The 16,147-nt window shown below is 50.1% G+C and carries 15 protein-coding genes; 4 read left to right on the top strand and 11 right to left on the bottom strand.

Annotated features, from left to right (window positions below):
* Positions 1-102: 102 nt before the first annotated feature.
* Entirely contained in the window at positions 103-807 is a 705-nt protein-coding gene (locus NSP04_RS02770) for an SOS response-associated peptidase (protein WP_257510815.1), read from the bottom strand.
* 252 nt (positions 808-1,059) lie between these two features.
* On the opposite strand from NSP04_RS02770, the gene NSP04_RS02765 reads away from it, so the two are divergent.
* The 3 genes from NSP04_RS02765 to NSP04_RS02755 all read left to right on the top strand — a co-directional run bounded on the left by NSP04_RS02765 (position 1,060) and on the right by NSP04_RS02755 (position 4,488).
* Complete coding sequence (locus NSP04_RS02765; protein ID WP_257510814.1) at positions 1,060-1,917, top strand: phosphate/phosphite/phosphonate ABC transporter substrate-binding protein; 858 nt, start codon at positions 1,060-1,062, stop codon at positions 1,915-1,917.
* Positions 1,914-4,169, top strand: a complete 2,256-nt coding sequence (locus NSP04_RS02760) for a hybrid sensor histidine kinase/response regulator (RefSeq protein ID WP_257510813.1) — start codon at positions 1,914-1,916, stop codon at positions 4,167-4,169. Before NSP04_RS02765 ends, NSP04_RS02760 begins: the two co-directional genes overlap by 4 nt.
* Before the next feature lie 130 nt (positions 4,170-4,299).
* Positions 4,300-4,488 (top strand): hypothetical protein, encoded by a 189-nt coding sequence (locus NSP04_RS02755; RefSeq protein ID WP_257510812.1) that lies wholly within the window; start codon positions 4,300-4,302, stop codon positions 4,486-4,488.
* 12 nt (positions 4,489-4,500) lie between these two features.
* Here NSP04_RS02755 and NSP04_RS02750 read toward each other — a convergent pair whose 3' ends face one another.
* The 3 genes from NSP04_RS02750 to fic are packed head-to-tail and all read right to left on the bottom strand — an operon-like array spanning position 4,501 to position 7,147.
* Positions 4,501-5,544 carry a glutathione S-transferase N-terminal domain-containing protein gene (locus NSP04_RS02750; protein ID WP_257510811.1) on the bottom strand — a complete coding sequence of 348 codons (1,044 nt, stop codon included), beginning with the start codon at positions 5,542-5,544 and terminating at the stop codon, positions 4,501-4,503.
* Between the two features lie 19 nt (positions 5,545-5,563).
* Positions 5,564-6,067: an acyl-CoA thioesterase gene (locus tag NSP04_RS02745; protein WP_257510810.1), complete on the bottom strand. Its 504-nt coding sequence runs from the start codon at positions 6,065-6,067 to the stop codon at positions 5,564-5,566.
* A gap of 12 nt (positions 6,068-6,079) precedes the next feature.
* Entirely contained in the window at positions 6,080-7,147 is a 1,068-nt protein-coding gene (fic, locus tag NSP04_RS02740) for a protein adenylyltransferase Fic (RefSeq protein WP_257510809.1), read from the bottom strand.
* 475 nt (positions 7,148-7,622) lie between these two features.
* Here fic and NSP04_RS02735 point away from each other — a divergent pair, with 475 nt between their 5' ends.
* Complete coding sequence (locus NSP04_RS02735) at positions 7,623-8,435, top strand: DUF2971 domain-containing protein (RefSeq protein ID WP_257510808.1); 813 nt, start codon at positions 7,623-7,625, stop codon at positions 8,433-8,435.
* 152 nt (positions 8,436-8,587) lie between these two features.
* Here the strand turns inward: NSP04_RS02735 and NSP04_RS02730 are convergent, their stop codons facing one another.
* The 7 genes from NSP04_RS02730 to NSP04_RS02700 all read right to left on the bottom strand — a co-directional run bounded on the left by NSP04_RS02730 (position 8,588) and on the right by NSP04_RS02700 (position 16,138).
* Positions 8,588-8,950, bottom strand: coding sequence for a type II toxin-antitoxin system PemK/MazF family toxin (locus NSP04_RS02730; RefSeq protein ID WP_257510807.1), 363 nt, complete (start codon positions 8,948-8,950; stop codon positions 8,588-8,590).
* The gene (locus NSP04_RS02725; RefSeq protein WP_257510806.1) at positions 8,950-9,210 is read right to left on the bottom strand and encodes an AbrB/MazE/SpoVT family DNA-binding domain-containing protein; all 261 of its coding nucleotides are present in this window, start codon (positions 9,208-9,210) and stop codon (positions 8,950-8,952) included. Before NSP04_RS02725 ends, NSP04_RS02730 begins: the two co-directional genes overlap by 1 nt.
* 142 nt (positions 9,211-9,352) lie before the next feature.
* Entirely contained in the window at positions 9,353-9,934 is a 582-nt protein-coding gene (locus tag NSP04_RS02720) for a TMEM165/GDT1 family protein (RefSeq protein ID WP_257510805.1), read from the bottom strand.
* A 1-nt stretch (position 9,935) separates the two neighbouring features.
* The gene (locus NSP04_RS02715; protein ID WP_257510804.1) at positions 9,936-11,057 is read right to left on the bottom strand and encodes an enoyl-CoA hydratase/isomerase family protein; all 1,122 of its coding nucleotides are present in this window, start codon (positions 11,055-11,057) and stop codon (positions 9,936-9,938) included.
* 112 nt (positions 11,058-11,169) lie between these two features.
* Positions 11,170-13,362 carry a catalase/peroxidase HPI gene (katG, locus tag NSP04_RS02710; RefSeq protein ID WP_257510803.1) on the bottom strand — a complete coding sequence of 731 codons (2,193 nt, stop codon included), beginning with the start codon at positions 13,360-13,362 and terminating at the stop codon, positions 11,170-11,172.
* Between the two features lie 144 nt (positions 13,363-13,506).
* A complete protein-coding gene (locus tag NSP04_RS02705; protein WP_257510802.1) occupies positions 13,507-15,189 on the bottom strand; it encodes an ABC transporter permease in 1,683 nt (560 codons plus the stop codon).
* Positions 15,122-16,138 carry an extracellular solute-binding protein gene (locus tag NSP04_RS02700; protein ID WP_257510801.1) on the bottom strand — a complete coding sequence of 339 codons (1,017 nt, stop codon included), beginning with the start codon at positions 16,136-16,138 and terminating at the stop codon, positions 15,122-15,124. Before NSP04_RS02700 ends, NSP04_RS02705 begins: the two co-directional genes overlap by 68 nt.
* Between the last annotated feature and the right edge of the window lie 9 nt (positions 16,139-16,147).

Below are 16,147 nucleotides of genomic sequence, written 5' to 3'. Positions count from 1 at the left end.
TGGGGCGTGACTTCAACTTATACCCAGGAGATGCGTAAACCGATTCGAATAATCACTCCAGATGACTGAACATCTGTATGACATGTTGTTTGCGGGTATGTCTTATTTTGCCCGGTTTGGTTTTGCCAGTTCAGGCGAATCAGTTCGATTTTTCCCCACACCGCTTACCTCAAAACCCACGGTGTGGAATTTCACGTTTTCGCTGCTGACGATGTAATTTCGCAAGGCTTTAATGTCCTGATTTTTTGGATCGAGCCAGTCAGCCCATTGTTCTTTTGGAACCATCACCGGCATGCGCTCATGGACTTCCTTCAACGCTTCACAAGGTTCGGTGGTAATGATTGCAGTGCTCATCACCAATTCGCCAGTTGATTTGTCCACCCAATGGTCGCAAACACCCGCCATTGCGAAATAAGGGGAGAGGTCGCTGGGGTAAATGTAGAAGGGTTGTTTTCGGGCTTTGCTGCCTTGCGGTGGCGCTTGCCATTCGTAGTAGCCACTGGCGGGAATCAGGCAGCGAAACTTTTTGAAAGCTGTGCGAAAAGAGGGCTTTTCATGCACCGTTTCGCCTCGCGCATTGTTCAGTTTTGCACTGATGGTTTTGTCAGTCGCCCAGTGTGGAATTAATCCCCAAGTGTGTAGCAACATCACGCGTTCGCCTTCACGGTTGATTCGAACCACTGGTACCTGCGCGGTGGGTGCAATGTTGTAACTGCTCCGCACCTGTGATTCATCGCCTGTGTAGCGCGCGTTGAAATGTTCAGTCAAACGAGACAGAGGGCCTTCCAGAACATAGCGTCCGCACATAAATGTTTCCTCCCTGCCGGTGGTGCTTGACTGTTGGGGTACATAAAACTGAACAGCAGCTTCAGGCTGCACTTGAAGGAGTCAAATGACCGCCCTGCATGCTTAAGCGCAATTTAGTGCCTGCCTATGTGGCGTTTGTCGCCTTCGAGAAGCTCAAGCTCTGAATTAGTGCTTGTTTTGCCAGCAACTTGTGGATTTAGTTTGAACTAAAACTATTAAACTGAAATTCTTAATGATTTAACACTTGTAGTCATGATTCATTCTATAAGATTCGCTGGTTCAAAATTTCTAAATTGTACTGCCTGCTTACTTCTACTTGTTTTTCAACCATTTTCTTTTGCAAGCGAGCGCCTTGAGCCACTGCGACTCTTGGTGGTACCGCAGTATCAGGCAACCGAGATTAATAATTCTTGGGGAACCGTGCTCAAGGGTCTGAGCGAAAAAGGCATTCCAAAAATTGAGCTGATTTTTGCCAAAGATATCTCTGATTTTGAAGCTCAGTTTCTGGCAGGTAAAGCAGACCTAATTTATTGCAATCCATATCACATGGTGATGGCAAAAAAGGCCCAGGGCTATTTGCCACTTTTGCGAGACAAAAAACCACTGAAAGGTATTTTAATTTCCGCGAACAATCGCGACGGCGAGGTGATCGAAGATCTGAAAAGTCTGGAAGGAAAAACCATACTGTTTCCCTCACCCAATGCCTTTGGTGCTTCTTTGTACATGCGCGCCTTGTTGACCAAGGACATGGGAATTAACTTCACAACAAAGTATGTGAAAACACATCCGAATGTGATTCGCGGGGTGGTGCGCGATGAAGGCCAGGCGGGTGGCATGGTTGCTGCGACCTACTTCGCAGAAGCCGACACACTTCGAGACAAAACAAAGGTGATCTATGAAACACCGCCGGCTCCACCGCATCCAATCGCGGCACACCCCAGGGTGGACGAAGCCACGAGGGAACTACTGACTAAGGCGTTCATTGCGTTTATCCAAAGCAACAAAGAAGCCGGTGTTTCCATACAAATTCCAGACCCCGTGCGCAGTAACTACGCGAAAGACTACCAGGCGCTAGAACGCTTGGGCTTGGAGGCTTTCGTCGCACGATGAAGAAATTAATCCAGGTGATACAGACCATTGGCCTGGGCACGCAGCTTCTAGTGCTTGGAATTGGCGCATTGTTGTTTTTGGCGACAGCATTCACTGTATTTAATACAATCCATCAGCGTGCAGAACTGGAAAAAGTGTTTACCCGGCAAGCCGAAGCGTTGGCCTTTAACCTTGCGGTGTCCAGCAGCTCATATATTCTGGAAAAAGATTTTTCACTGATTGAAACCCTTTTGCTGAAAACAGAACGATTCAGCGAGTTGTTTTCAGCAACCGTCACAGACACAGCGGGCAATGTTCTGGCACAAATCACTCGAGACCCTTTAAGTGGTCAATTAATCGCACGGTACGATGTTGACCGGATGGTGGTCTCAGATTCATTCTATGATCAGGCGCATCGATCATCTACCGTCTATCGAAGCGAAGAATTTTTGACCGTGCTTCAGCCCGTGGATGCTGGCCAGTTCGTTGGTCTAGTCGTTCTCGATTTTGATTTGACTGAACTGCAAGCCAAGCAGTGGGATTCTGTGAAACGAAATTTGATTTTGGCGCTTGTATTGATATTTCCTGCTACGTTGGCCTTGGGAATTTTCGTACGTAAAATCGTTGTGGAACTGCACGCTCTGACGAGATTTGCCAAGGAAATTGTGGGCAATCACGGTGCAACAAACAATCAGACTTTTGGTTCGAAAGAACTTCAGACCTTGCACCAAAGCCTGAGTTGGGCATCGGTCACCCTGCTTTCGAAAAGTGATGCGCTTGAACAGGAGAAGTTAAAAGCCATCAATTCCAACGAACTCAAATCCCAGTTCTTGGCCAATATGAGCCATGAAATCAGAACACCATTGACCGGTATTCTAGGCCTGACAGAGGTAATTCTGGACAGCGACAACGTGCCTGATAACACCCGACAAGACTTGCGGTTAATTCAGCTGAGTGCGGATCATTTGTTGCGGGTTGTCAATGACATTCTTGATTTTTCAAAGATTGAGGCGAATTGCATTGACATTGAGTCTTATGACTTCCACTTGCGAGAGCAGGTGAAGGCGCTGGTTCGAATTGTGTCGGGTTCGTATGGTAAACCTGATGTAAAAGTTCGATGTGAAATTGCAGAGGATGTGCCAGACATCTTGGTCGGTGATTGCGCGCGCATCATGCAGGTTTTAAATAACCTATTGAGCAATTCATTGAAATTCACGGAAGTTGGCGAAGTGTGTTTGTTCATCTCAAGAGCTAATCCCGAAGGTATCCATTTCCGGGTGCGGGACACAGGCATTGGTATTGCGCAAAATTTGCAGTCGAGTATTTTTAAAGCTTTTTCGCAGGCGGAACCCGGCACCGCCAGAAAGTATGGCGGCACTGGTTTGGGTTTAACAATCACCCAGCGGTTGCTGAAATTGATGGGCAGCGATATTCACCTTTGGTCGCATGAAGGCAAAGGCAGTGAATTCAGCTTCACATTGAACTTGGCTACATCGGAACAAAATTCCGTGGCTAAAACAAATCAAATGGACTGTGCAATCAGAGAATCCCTTGCCGATCATCTAGAACGATTCGGTCAAGCATCAAGATTGGTGCGCGTCTTGGTGGCAGAAGATAATTTGGTAAATCAAACATTTGTTTCCCATGTGTTGACCCAACTTGGGGTGGTGCATCGTTTCGCTGACGATGGCATGAAAGCAGTTCTAGCGGTCGATGAGGAGCAGTTCGACCTGGTTTTCATGGACATGCACATGCCGGTGATGGGCGGATTGGAAGCTTGTAAACGAATCTTGTCCAAGCCAGAGCACCGTAGGCTACCGATCGTTGGCCTTACTGCAGATGCAGTGGCCGATACACGGCAAGCATGCCAGGAAGCCGGTATGGTCGACTACATTACCAAGCCTTTCAAGCGAGCCGACATTGAACAAATACTTTCAAAACTCAATTTGAAAGTCTCACCCATTCCGATGAAAAATTTCGATTTTGACAAGGAAGTATTGAAGTCGAAAGTTGAAGAGTTGAACGAAGATTTGCCTTTGCTTACTGAAAGCCTGCACATCAGTATTAAAAATAAAAACTGGGTAGATACCAAAATTTTTCTGTACATCTTGATCGAGCATTGCCGTCGGTTTGGCGAAGATGATTTTGAAGCCTTTCTTGTGCAACTTAAGTCAGAGATGGATCAATCCATCGAGCCAAGTGCAAAAGCATTGGCGCACCTTCAAGACAATCTGACCGCTTTACGATCTCGTTTTGTAGCGCTGTCTGTATAAGCTGGTGGCAACACTTTGGTGCGGTCTGCTTTCGGTAACGCCAGCAGGCTTGGGACTGTGGACAGTGAATTGGTTTTAAGTGAATACATTCGCATGTACTATTAGTGCTGGAAGTAAAAAGGCAGCAAACATGGCTAAGCGAAGTTCGATGAAGCAGGTCGTAAGCTCGGATCAACTAACCAACCTCGATGAGTTGGTGGTGGACAAGCGCTATGGCAAACGCGCCAAGGCCAAGAAGGCGCGCCGCAACCGGCACTACGAAAAGCAGTTTCTGAAGAATGCGCTGACCTCTGGCATTCTTACCGAAGAAGCGAGTTGATTTTCTTCTTCATTACGCGGTTTCCGTGAACAACTTTTCACAGCCCGTGTTTTCGATTAGCTGCACAAAGCTGGCCTGATCTTCACCATTGAGCAATGCAAAGCTGTTGCGCAACCAGCCAACACATTTTGCTTGATACGGGAATGTGGATTGCTGCCAATCCAGCCCATCTACCTTGGCGTTGAACTGGTTTTTACCCTGACGTAGCGCGGCTTCGTTGGCCAGCATTACCGGAACATAAGTTCGCCCAATTTCACAGAGTAAGTGGTTTAAACCTGCGGGCAGCAAGGTTGGTACTAGCCAGTCGGAATTTGTAGGTTCCAGGCCGCTTAAGTCGTCGCCAAGCTGCGCCCACGCCACAACGCGCGGGGCGATTTTGCAGCACAGCGCCATTGGTGTTGGGTCGAACAAGGCAAGTTGGCTTAGTTGACCTTGCAAGGCGAAGTCGCTGGCACCGGGGCGTTTGCCCATTAAAAATGCATGTGTTGTGAAATGTTGTTCCAGTAGTTCTAGTAGGCGCACAAAGCTTTGCTCGATTAATGTGCTTGTAATTGCATTTGATCCAACCACGCCAAGGCGCGACACTTGCCGTTCCCCAAATACGCCTGCGATGGCATCCAGTGTTTGCTTGGGTATTTGTATGTTCATGGGCAGTGGCACAATTCGGCTGGCCCGGTCTGCGTCTTCTTTGAAAGCCCAGCGGTAGTGAAACATGGCCTTGGTCAGCCATTCGTCAAAGTAATCTTCGAGCAGGGCATCGAGCATCGCGACCACAGGGTTTGGTGGTACAACGTGGCGGGTTTCTTGCAGGGGTTCGAGTTGTCGAATCAATGGCGTTGAGTCGGTAACTGCGTGGGTTTCGCCCTCGGTATTTGTAAAGTAAAACGTGGGCAGCAGCGCAGGTTTGGCTGCCGGCAGGCCAGCTTTTAAGTGGTTGTTGACGATGTATTTGTAAGGCATGCGCCGATAGCGCAGCAGCGCCAGCATTTTGCGTGTGTATGGCGAGCCCGGCGCACCGCTGAATGTAATTGGCAAGGTTGGTGGATTGTTGGCCATTGATGTTAATCCTGAGTGCTTAATCCGGTTTGTTATTAACAGGTTTGTAACATTCAACAAACCTGGGTGGCTGCTTTTTGGGCCTGCCGGTTTTCATGTCTATGCACACCCATTGGGTGTGGCCTTGCATCACGGTGGTGTGGTCGCTTTCGCGCACAAATTGATATTGGCGTGTCATGTCAGCTTTGCCTTCATTGTGGCTGATCCACGTGGCAACCCACAGGGTGTCGCCCGCGAAAGTAGGGCGCTTGTATTCCATGTGGTGCTGGCGTGCCACGCAGCCGTAACCCAACTCTTCAAAGTCTTCAAAGGTTAGCCCCAGTTGCGCTGAATGCAGTGCTGCAATGGCCTGCATCCACACCAGGTAAATGGTGTTGTTGGTGTGATTGAATTCGTCCAGGTGTTGGGGCTGCACTGTAAGCCTGCCGACGAACTGCGGGGTGCAATTCCAAACGTTGGGTGCCGTGTCGGCAATCGCGATTGCTTGAAGGTTGCAGTCTTTGAAGATGTTGGAGTTGGTCATGAGTTTTTGATTTTATTGATATGGAGCAATCGAATTGTTGTCTTGGGTTAGCAAGCGCATTAGCTTTGAATGAATGAACAGTTTTTCTCGCCCAACTGTTCGCTCTTCCAACACGCCGATGTCCGTTAACTGTTTCAAGTAGCGTGATGCAGCTTGACGTTCTGCGATGCCTTTTTCAACCACGTTCTGGATTCGGCAATAGGGCAGATCAAAAATCAGGTCAACAAGTTCTCGACTGTAAATTTTCGGGGCGGTTTGTTTCACATGGATTAGGGTAATTGAAGCCAGTTCACGAATGGCAGATATTTTCGCCGTGGTCCATTTTGCGGTGTCTTCCACGCCAGCAAGCACATATAGAACCCAGGGTTCCCAGCTTTGGTTACGGGTTACGTCAAGCAGCAGGCGGTAGTAGTCTGCTTTGTTCCGAATGATGTAACGGCTGAGATACAGGATAGGCAGAGTCAATAATCCCTCTTGAATCAGAAACAGACTATTGAGGACTCTACCCGTGCGGCCATTGCCACCAGTGAAGGGGTGAATGGCCTCAAATTGGTAATGGCCGATGGCCATGCGAATAAGCGGGTCAATCTCGCGCTGCTCGCGCAAATAGCGCTCCCAGTTTGACAGTTTCGTTCTTAGTAAATCCTCGCCAACCGGCGGGGTGTAAATCACTTCGCCGCTTGCCTGATTGACCAAAGCGGTGCCGGGTACACGCCTTACCTGCATGTCAATGCCTTTAATTCGACTGCACACCTGTTCTGCGGTGCGTGTATTTAGCGGATATTGTTGAAGGGCACGGAACCCTTCAAGCAGGCCGCTGCTGTGGCGAAGTGCCTCGCGAGTTGCCGGGTCGGCATGTTCGCCGGCACTTTGATATTGAAACAGGCGATCTGTGGTGGTTACGATGTTTTCAATTTCAGAACTGGCTTGCGCTTCCAAGAGCGGCATGGCATTAACAAGTACGCCTTGATTTGGAATCAACTCCGCTGCCTGTTTAAGTACAGGGTGGGTTTCTACCTCTATGGAAGGTGGCAGAGCGGGCAGTTCGTTGTAAGGTTGACCTGGGTTCCAAAGGAACATGGTTTAATTTTCCGCTTTTTGCGACATATTCGGAGTGTGTGTCGCTGACGGCGACAGGTCAATGAAATATGTCGCAGTTTTTCGAAAATTGCGACATATAGCCTGGGGCGGGATTAAAGTAAATTGGCTGGAAATGATGGGTTAAATGTGTATGGGTGGCGATGAGAGATTGCTAGAAGAGGGTTGTTGTTCGGCCGAAGCGGATATTTGAGCTAATGATTTGCATGTCTGCGTTATTGGCTAATGCAGACTTCGAAACTTCGGGGGTAGGCGATGATGACGCTGATCTTCGGAATCTAATACTAGGCTCACCATTTGGTGGCCAATAACCGGGGTGTATTTTTCATCCCGTTCATGCAATGCTTAGCAACCATATGAAATATTTGAGTTAAAGCAATAATTTGCGATGTTCGGATAAATGGATATCCACCGTTATTGTTCGATAATTCAAGTTAGCTTCTTTCGAGAGAGCTTCATGATTCTATACAAGTACATGTCCTTCGGTGCCGCCCGAAAGGTGATCGATACCGTATCACTAGGATTTTCATGCCTTGAAGATTTGAACGACCCTTTTGAATGCACAGCCTTTGGTTTTAAAGATAGCGATGAGTCTATAAGCGCGAAAACCGCCACGAATGCTTGTAGAAACCGTTTCTCGAGAAAATACGGTGTCTTATCTATGACCCGTCAGCCGTTGAACGCGCTTATGTGGTCGCATTATGGAGACTCTCACCAAGGAGTAGTCCTTGGGTTCGATTGTGATTCGGCCGGCTTATCAGACCCGCAAAGCAATGTGATTCCAAGCCAATATGGAGAGATGATTTACTCAGCTACGAAGCCGCACAATGATCTACCCGTGATTGACGTGCATGAGCTAATGAATATTGGCGGTAGCCTTCGTTTTGACTCGAATGCCTTCAATCTAATGAAGAGAGCTTTTCTGTATAAGTCTCTCGAGTGGGCATACGAAGAGGAGGTCCGTGTTGTAAAAAATATAGAAAATATCCCCTTCGGCTATCACTCCGGTGGTGGTCGCTACTGTGAATGGAATAAGGTGACCGTCTCTGGTCGACCTCTATACTGCTTTGATGTGCCGAAGAACTCACTCAAAGAGATTTACTTGGGTCGACATTTATACAGAAATGCTACCAAGGGTGGCTCTGTTACCGATGAAGAGTTGAAAGGCGTGCTTCAATCCTGGGGGAGAAAAGATATCAAGATGATGCAATGTGAACCCGATGTTCACTCGTGGAGCCTCGTTGCAAAACCATCTATCAACAAAAGCTAATCAGTGGCTGTTGGCGGACGCACCTACGCTGGCGCTCCGGCACGCCGCAAAGCCAAGGCGTTATCCAACGTCGGTTCACGACTACTTTGGAGACGTTCTAAGTCGAAAGTCTCATAGCCGCTCCGGCCGAAAAGCCGCCCTTACATTCCTCATCACTCAACAAACTTTTCGATCACGCTTTCAGCGCCAATCAAGGGAATGATCCGAACAAGCACCTGATCCATCACACCTTTCTCGGCCTTAGCAATAAAGCTGGCTTTTCTGTCTTTCCAGGAAAGTGTTTGAATCAAACTTGCTGCAACCACAGATTCTTTCTCCAGGTTTTTCACTGGTACTTCTGTGGGGCCGCCACGAACGCTGGTACTAATCGGGCAGCAAATCAACAGTCCAGTTTGTTGGTTGTATAATTTGGAAGACAGTACCAATGCTGGCCGATACTTGCCAATTTCTTTTCCCTTGGTGGGGTCAAAATCTAGCCAGACAATGTCATTTCTGTCGGGTGTGTACTGCGCCATCAAACACCCATTTCGCCAGACGATGGCTGTGCGATTTCATCGGCATGGGCGCTGTAAGCATCTAGCCCACTTAAAAGTTGTGCTTCAGAAAACGGCAACTTAACTTTTTTGATGGCGGTCGCAAGGGCCTCAATAACGATTTTTCCATCCCTTACTTCAATGTTGATAGGGCTTGATAAATCCAGTTTGGCCTGCGTCAAAATTTTGCTGGACAGTCGCACAGCAGCGCTGTTGCCCCAACGTTTGATTTCGCTTTGCATATGTACTCCCACTATGTGTAGCTACTTATGTAGCTACTTTAGTTGGAATGATTGATTGTGTCAACGAATGTGTCTACGTTTTACGGTGGGCAGTATTAAAGAACTCTTTAATATGAATTTAACCGATCCACACTGATCAGCTTCAAAACCCCCAATTCGACCCAACCCCAAACAGCGTCGCAACCCCAAGCGCTGCGAACATGGCTGCTGCAATGCGGTGCACCAGCTTCATGGGAATTTTTTCGGCCAGTTTGTCGCCTGCAAACACGGCAGGCACATCGGCAATCAACATGCCTAGCGTGGTGCCGGCCACAACCATGAGCACGTCGTTGTAGTGGGCTGACATGGCCACCGTGGCAATCTGGGTTTTGTCGCCCATTTCGGCAAGAAAGAAAGTAATGAAGGTGGCGCCGAAAACGCCCAGCTTGGTGGCCAGTTGGGTTTCTTCGTCTTCGATTTTGTCGGGAATCAGGGTCCATATGGCCATCGCAATGAATGATGCACCCAGCACCCATCGAAGGGTGGACGGGTCAACGTTGGCGGTGATCCAGCCGCCCACCATGCCGGCCAAACCATGGTTGATTAAAGTGGCCAGCGTAATGCCCACAATAATGGGCACGGGCTTTTTAAAGCGGGTGGCAAGAAGAAAGGCCAGAAGTTGGGTTTTGTCCCCAATTTCTGCAAGTGCAATAACGCCAGTGGATACAAAAAACGCAGACCACATTTCAGTTGTTTCCACCCAGATCTTGCAGTGGGTGTGGCCCTGTGAATCTGGGTTTCACAATATCAGTGATCAAGTCGGTGGATACTTCAGCTAAATTTGCTGGGTTCCACTTCGGCGCTTTGTCTTTGTCGACGAGCAGTGCGCGTACGCCTTCTGGAAAGTCGTTGTGCGCACAGCAACCTACAGATGCCTGGTATTCCAGCCGCAACACATCGGCCAAATCGGCATTGGTATTGCGATTCATCAATTCAAATGAAAGCGCAGCCGAGGTGGGCGACCCATGTGCATAGGCGTGTGCGGCTTTGGCCAGCCAAGGGTCGCTGTGGTTCAACAGCTTCAACAGTGCCGTATCAATTTCGGCCAATGAATCGTGTTGAACAACCGCCTCAATTTCATTGGCATGTTGACCAAGCAGGGCAGGCGGGGACTCTACAGAAAATCCGGTCAACAGTGCGTTCAAAGTTTCAGAATCACTTTCATGTTTGCCCACCCAGTTTGTGTTTTCAATTGCAGCCAGCACTTCAGGAAATTTCTCGTGAGGTATTACCGTATCTGCCAAATTCCCCGTCAACGCGTCGTTGGCATTCACCATGGCACCGGTCAGTGCCATGAACAAACCAGTGCGTTTGGGCATGCGCTGCAAAAACCAGGTGCCGCCCACATCGGGGAAAAGCCCAATGTGAATTTCCGGCATGGCGATGCGTGCATTGGGGCTGACCACGCGGTGTGAAGCACCTACCATCAGCCCAACGCCGCCGCCCATCACAATGCCGTGTGCCCAGCAAAGAATCGGTTTGGGGTAGGTGTGTATGCGGTAGTCCAAGCGGTATTCGCGTTCGAAAAAAGCTTCTGCTTCAGGCGGCACTTTGCCTGCGCCCACGCGTTCGCTTGCGTGGTGCAAACTAACCACGTCGCCGCCTGCGCAGAAGGCCTTGTCGCCTGCTGCGCTTAGCACAACGCCCGCAATGGATTCGTCTTCGGCCCAGGCTTTGAACTGCGGATCGAGCAGATCGATCATGGGTAGCGTAAGTGCGTTCAGGGCGGCTGGGTTGTTCAATACGGCATGACCGAACAAATGCCCACTGGCGGTTTTGAAGGTGCTGAAAAGTACGGGAGTGGACATACTTGAAAATTGATTATTGAATTCGATTAAGACTGCAAACAATACACCCAATTGATACACAAATAAAAAAAGCCCGGTGCTTTCACACCGGGCCTTTTATTCTCAAAACAAATTAATGGTGCAGGTCGAAACGATCTGCATTCATTACCTTGTTCCATGCTGCCACGAAGTCGTTTACAAACTTCTTCTCGGCGTCTGCACCGGCATACACTTCACAAATTGCACGCAATTGTGAGTTGGATCCGAAGCACATGTCGGCCAAGGTGCCTGTCCACTTGATTTCACCTGTGGTGCGGTCACGGCCTTCCAGTACACCGTCGGCGCTGGTTGACTTGCTCCACTTGGTGCTCATGTCGAGCAGGTTCACGAAGAAGTCGGTGCTCAGTGTTTCCGGGCGCTTGGTGAACACACCATGCTGAATACCGTTCACGTTGGCATTCATGGAGCGCAAACCACCCACTAACACTGTCATTTCTGGTGCAGTCAAGCCCAGCAAGCTGGCCTTGTCGATCAAACGCTCGGCGGTTGTTCCTTCCAGGCCTTTGCGGGCGTAGTTCCGGAAACCGTCGGCTGTGGGCTCCAACACTTCGAAAGACTCCACGTCGGTTTGTTCCTGCGTTGCATCAGTGCGACCCAAAGCAACGGGCACGGTGATGCTGTGGCCTGCTTTCTTGGCTGCGGCTTCAACACCAGCGGCACCTGCCAACACGATCAAGTCAGCCAGCGAAATTTTCTTGCCACTTGACGAGTCGTTGAACTCACGCTGAATGCCTTCCAGCTTTTCCAACACACTGCTCAATTCCGCAGGGTTGTTCGCTTCCCAATTCTTGTGGGGTTCCAGGCGAATGCGTGCACCGTTTGCGCCGCCGCGCTTGTCGCTGTTGCGGTAGGTGGATGCAGAAGCCCAGGCTGTGCGAACCAGTTGTGCAATGCTGAAGCCTGAATTCAATACCTTGGCCTTCAATGCTGCCACATCGGCGTCGTCTGCATGCTTGTAATCAGCAGCCGGCACGGGGTCTTGCCAAATCAAATCTTCTTTTGGAACAAGCGGGCCGATGTAACGAGCCTTTGGACCCATGTCGCGGTGTGTCAATTTGAACCATGCGCGGGCGTAAGCGTCTGCGAATTCGTTCGGATTGGCCAGGAAGTGGCGAGAAATTTTCTCGTAGTCTGGGTCCATGCGCAGTGCCAGGTCGGCGGTGGTCATCATGGGCTGGTGGCTCTTGTTGGGGTCGTGAGCATCACCAACTGTGCCTGCACCTGCATTGCCTTTGGGGCGCCACTGCTGTGCACCTGCCGGGCTCTTGGTCAGTTCCCAATCGTACTTGAACAGGGTTTCCAGATAGCCCATGTCCCAAGTTGTGGGGTTGGGCTTCCAGGCACCTTCAATACCGCTGGTGGTTGTGTCGCCACCCTTTCCGGTGCCGTGCTTGTTGATCCAGCCCAAGCCTTGTTCTTCAATCGGTGCGCCTTCAGGTTCTGGACCAACCAATGCCGGGTTGCCAGCGCCGTGGGCCTTACCGAATGTGTGGCCACCGGCTACCAATGCCACAGTTTCGTAGTCGTTCATCGCCATGCGGGCGAATGTGGTACGAATGTCGTGTGCTGAAAGCTTGGGGTCGGGGTTGCCGTCCGGACCTTCGGGGTTTACATAGATCAAACCCATTTGCACTGCGCCCAAGGGGTTGTCGAGTTCACGCTTGCCGGTGTAACGCTTGTTGCCCAACATTTCTGTTTCCGGGCCCCAGTACACTTCTTCTGGCTCGTACACGTCTTTGCGACCAAATGCAAAACCAAAGGTTTTAAAGCCCATGGTGTCCATGCAATAAGTACCGGCCAAAGTGATCAAGTCAGCCCATGACAATTGCTTGCCATATTTCTGCTTGATGGGCCACAGCAGGCGACGTGCCTTGTCCAGGTTGCCGTTGTCGGGCCAGCTATTCAATGGGGCAAAACGCTGCATGCCGGTGCCGGCTCCGCCACGGCCATCGGCGATACGATAGGTACCTGCGGCGTGCCATGTCATGCGAACAAAGAATGGACCATAATGGCCGTAATCGGCTGGCCACCATTCTTGTGAATTGGTGTAAAGCGCTTCAAGGTCTTTCAACAGGGCGGGCACGTCGAGCTTCTTTACTTCTTCGACGTAGTCAAATTCTTCGCCCATGGGGTCTGTCAGTGGGGAGTTCTGGTTCAGGATTTTCAAGTTCAGCGCATTGGGCCACCAGTTTGCGTTGGTGGGTGTGCCAGCAATCGCTGTTTTGGGGCCTTCGCCCGTGAATGGACACTTTGCATCATTCGACATACATCTCTCCTTTGTTGCCGTTAATTATTAACTGCTAAAACTTAGTGTAGAGTCCAAAATGCTATCAATCAAGTTGTTTTTATAAATTTACCCTATAGGTAGGAGTAATTGATAGTTTTGACTTTTAGTATTTCAGAGATATGTCTATGCGGAATTTTTGCCCATTGGGTTTGGTTGGTGTGTTGACTGGCGCATTAAGTAGAACACCGGCAGCAGGCCAATCCCAACAATTATCAAGGCGGGCGTGGCGGCCTCTGCCCACATTGACTCGGAGGTGAGTTGATACACTCTGACAGCCAGTGTGTCCCAGCCGTACTGCCGGGTCATCAACGTGATTGGCATTTCTTTCATTACATCAATCGCCACCATCATGAATGCAACCAGAATTCCTGTGCGTAGCAGGGGAAAATGCAGACGTCGCAGCGTTTGAACGGTTCCAAGGCCCAAGGATGCGCAGACCTCCTCTTGGTTGCGGGTAATGCGTTGCATGCTGCTGTCAGTGGATTGAAATGCCACCGCCATGAATCTAGCAGTCAAAGCCAGTAACAAGGTGGCCAGAGTACCTTTGAGCAGTTGGACTCCATCGAAACCCATGGGGTGAAGCAGGCCGATCAGTTGTTCATCCAGCCAGGCAATCGGTATGTACAGACCAATTGCAAGAACCACCCCGGGCAGTGCATATCCAAGGTTCGCCATGCGAGTGACCCACAAGGTTTGTCGGTCGGAGTTGTTTCGTTTAATCCACGCCAAAATCAAGGCCAATGTAGTGGCGATAAAGGCAGTCAGAATGGAAAGAACAAGGCTGTTGAGCGTGAATTCCAAGTAGCGACGATCCAATTGTGCAAGCCACGTCTCTGTTGCCCACACTACTAGTTGTATGACTGGAATTGCAAACGCGAATGCAAACAAAAACGCGCATGCGCCAAAACAAACTAGGGCGTGTGATTTTTTGAGCGGGATTCGCGCAGTGTTTGGATTGTTGACATGGAAGCGTTGTGCCCGCATGGCGTGAAGTTCAAGCGCGAAAACTGCCAGTACAGTCAAAATTAATACACTTGCCAACTGCGCAGCTGTTCCAAGGTTGTGCATGTCGAACCAGGCCTTGTACAAGGCGGTCGAGAAGGTATCGTGGTTGAATACGACTACTGCGCCGAAATCAGCCAGGGTTTCCATCAACACCAAAGCAAGTCCACCCGCGACCCAGGGTTTGGCCATGGGCAGTGCGGCCTTGAAGAATGCCTGATATGGGCCCATGCCCAAACATCTGGCAGCCTCCATTGCACGGGGGCCTTGGGTCGCAAAAGCACTGCGGCAGAGCAAATAGACATAGGGGTAAAAGGCAAGCACCATGACCAACACCAAGCCCCAGAAACTTCCGCGAATTTCTGGAATCCATACACCATCACCAAACAGTTGACGAGCGGTGGTTTGCACGGGGCCAGTGAATTCAAAAATGCCCATCTGCACAAAAGCCAGCACGTAGGCGGGTATGGCCAAAGGCAGGACCAATGCCCATTGAAAGAAGCGTCGTCCCGGAAATTCGCACACTGCGGTAATCCAGGCCAGTGGCACACCGACCACAAGAACGCCTGCGGCAACACACACCATCAACAGCAGGGTGTTGCCCACCACCGATGGCAGTACATACCGTGCAAAATGCGCCCACAGGTTTGTTTCCGAGGACAAGGCCAAATAGAAAATGACCCCCAGGGGAATGAGGGTCAACAGCGCAATTGGCAGGGCCTTGAACGCCCCTGTTTTAACGGTAGCCAACGCGATCAAGCAATCGAATGGCTTGGGCCTGTTTGGAACCAATGTCTGCCGCATTAAGCGGACTTGCCTTGAACTGACCCCACGCTTTTACGATTGGGTCTGAATCGGCTTTCACATTCACCGGGCTTTCATAGGTGCCATGGGTGTAGGCCGTCTGAATGGTTTGGGATGAGAGCCATTCCAGCAATTTACGCGCACCTTCCGGGTTGCGTGCATGAGTGGTTACTCCACCTCCCGACAAGTTGACATGCGCACCACCTTCGTTGTCCGCTTGATTGGCCCAGAACAATTTGACCTGTTGTCCGAATTCGGGTTCACGCGACAAGATTCGACCATAGTAGTAGGTGTTGGAGATGCCGACCTCGCATTGTCCGGCGGCAATCGCTTTCAATAGGCTTGCATCGTTGGTGAAAACATCAGTGGCAAGATTGTTCACCCAGCCGCGCGCAATTTGCTCTGCTTTTGCTTCACCATGTTTGGCAATCAGCATAGCCACCAAAGATTGGGTATAAGTTTGTTTGCTAGTACGCAGGCAAAGTTTGCCCTTCCATTTGGGTTGAGCAAGGTCCTCATAGGTCGATAGATTTTTTGGATCTACCCGGCCTGCCGCGTAAAAAATTGTGCGTTCGCGTTTTGACAGTCCATACCAGCGCTGGCCAGGGTCGCGCAGGTAATCAGGCACATTGGCATTTAGCACGGGTGAGTCCACTTTGCGTAATAAGCCCTTTTCGGCGGCGTTCCAAAGGTTGCCCATGTCCACAGTAATCAGCATATCGGCGGGTGAACTTTTGCCTTCTGCATTTAATCGTTCCGTGAGTGAGCCACCTCGATCGGTGAGCAGGTTGATTTTCACACCCGTTTCCCGGGTGTATTGGTCGAGCGTCGGTTTCAGGAGCTGCTCGATCCTTGAGGAATACACAGTGACCTCCTCGGGTTTGTTTTTAGCCTGCACAAACCCGGGTAACAGAGCAGTACAGAGCGAGGCAATAATGGCAAGTTTCATGGATTGTGT

The organism is Limnobacter parvus, assembly GCF_024623725.1.
GTDB classification, from domain to species: domain Bacteria; phylum Pseudomonadota; class Gammaproteobacteria; order Burkholderiales; family Burkholderiaceae_B; genus Limnobacter; species Limnobacter parvus.
The sequence above is the reverse complement of the archived record's forward strand: the minus strand, read 5'-3'. Positions and strand labels throughout refer to the sequence as shown.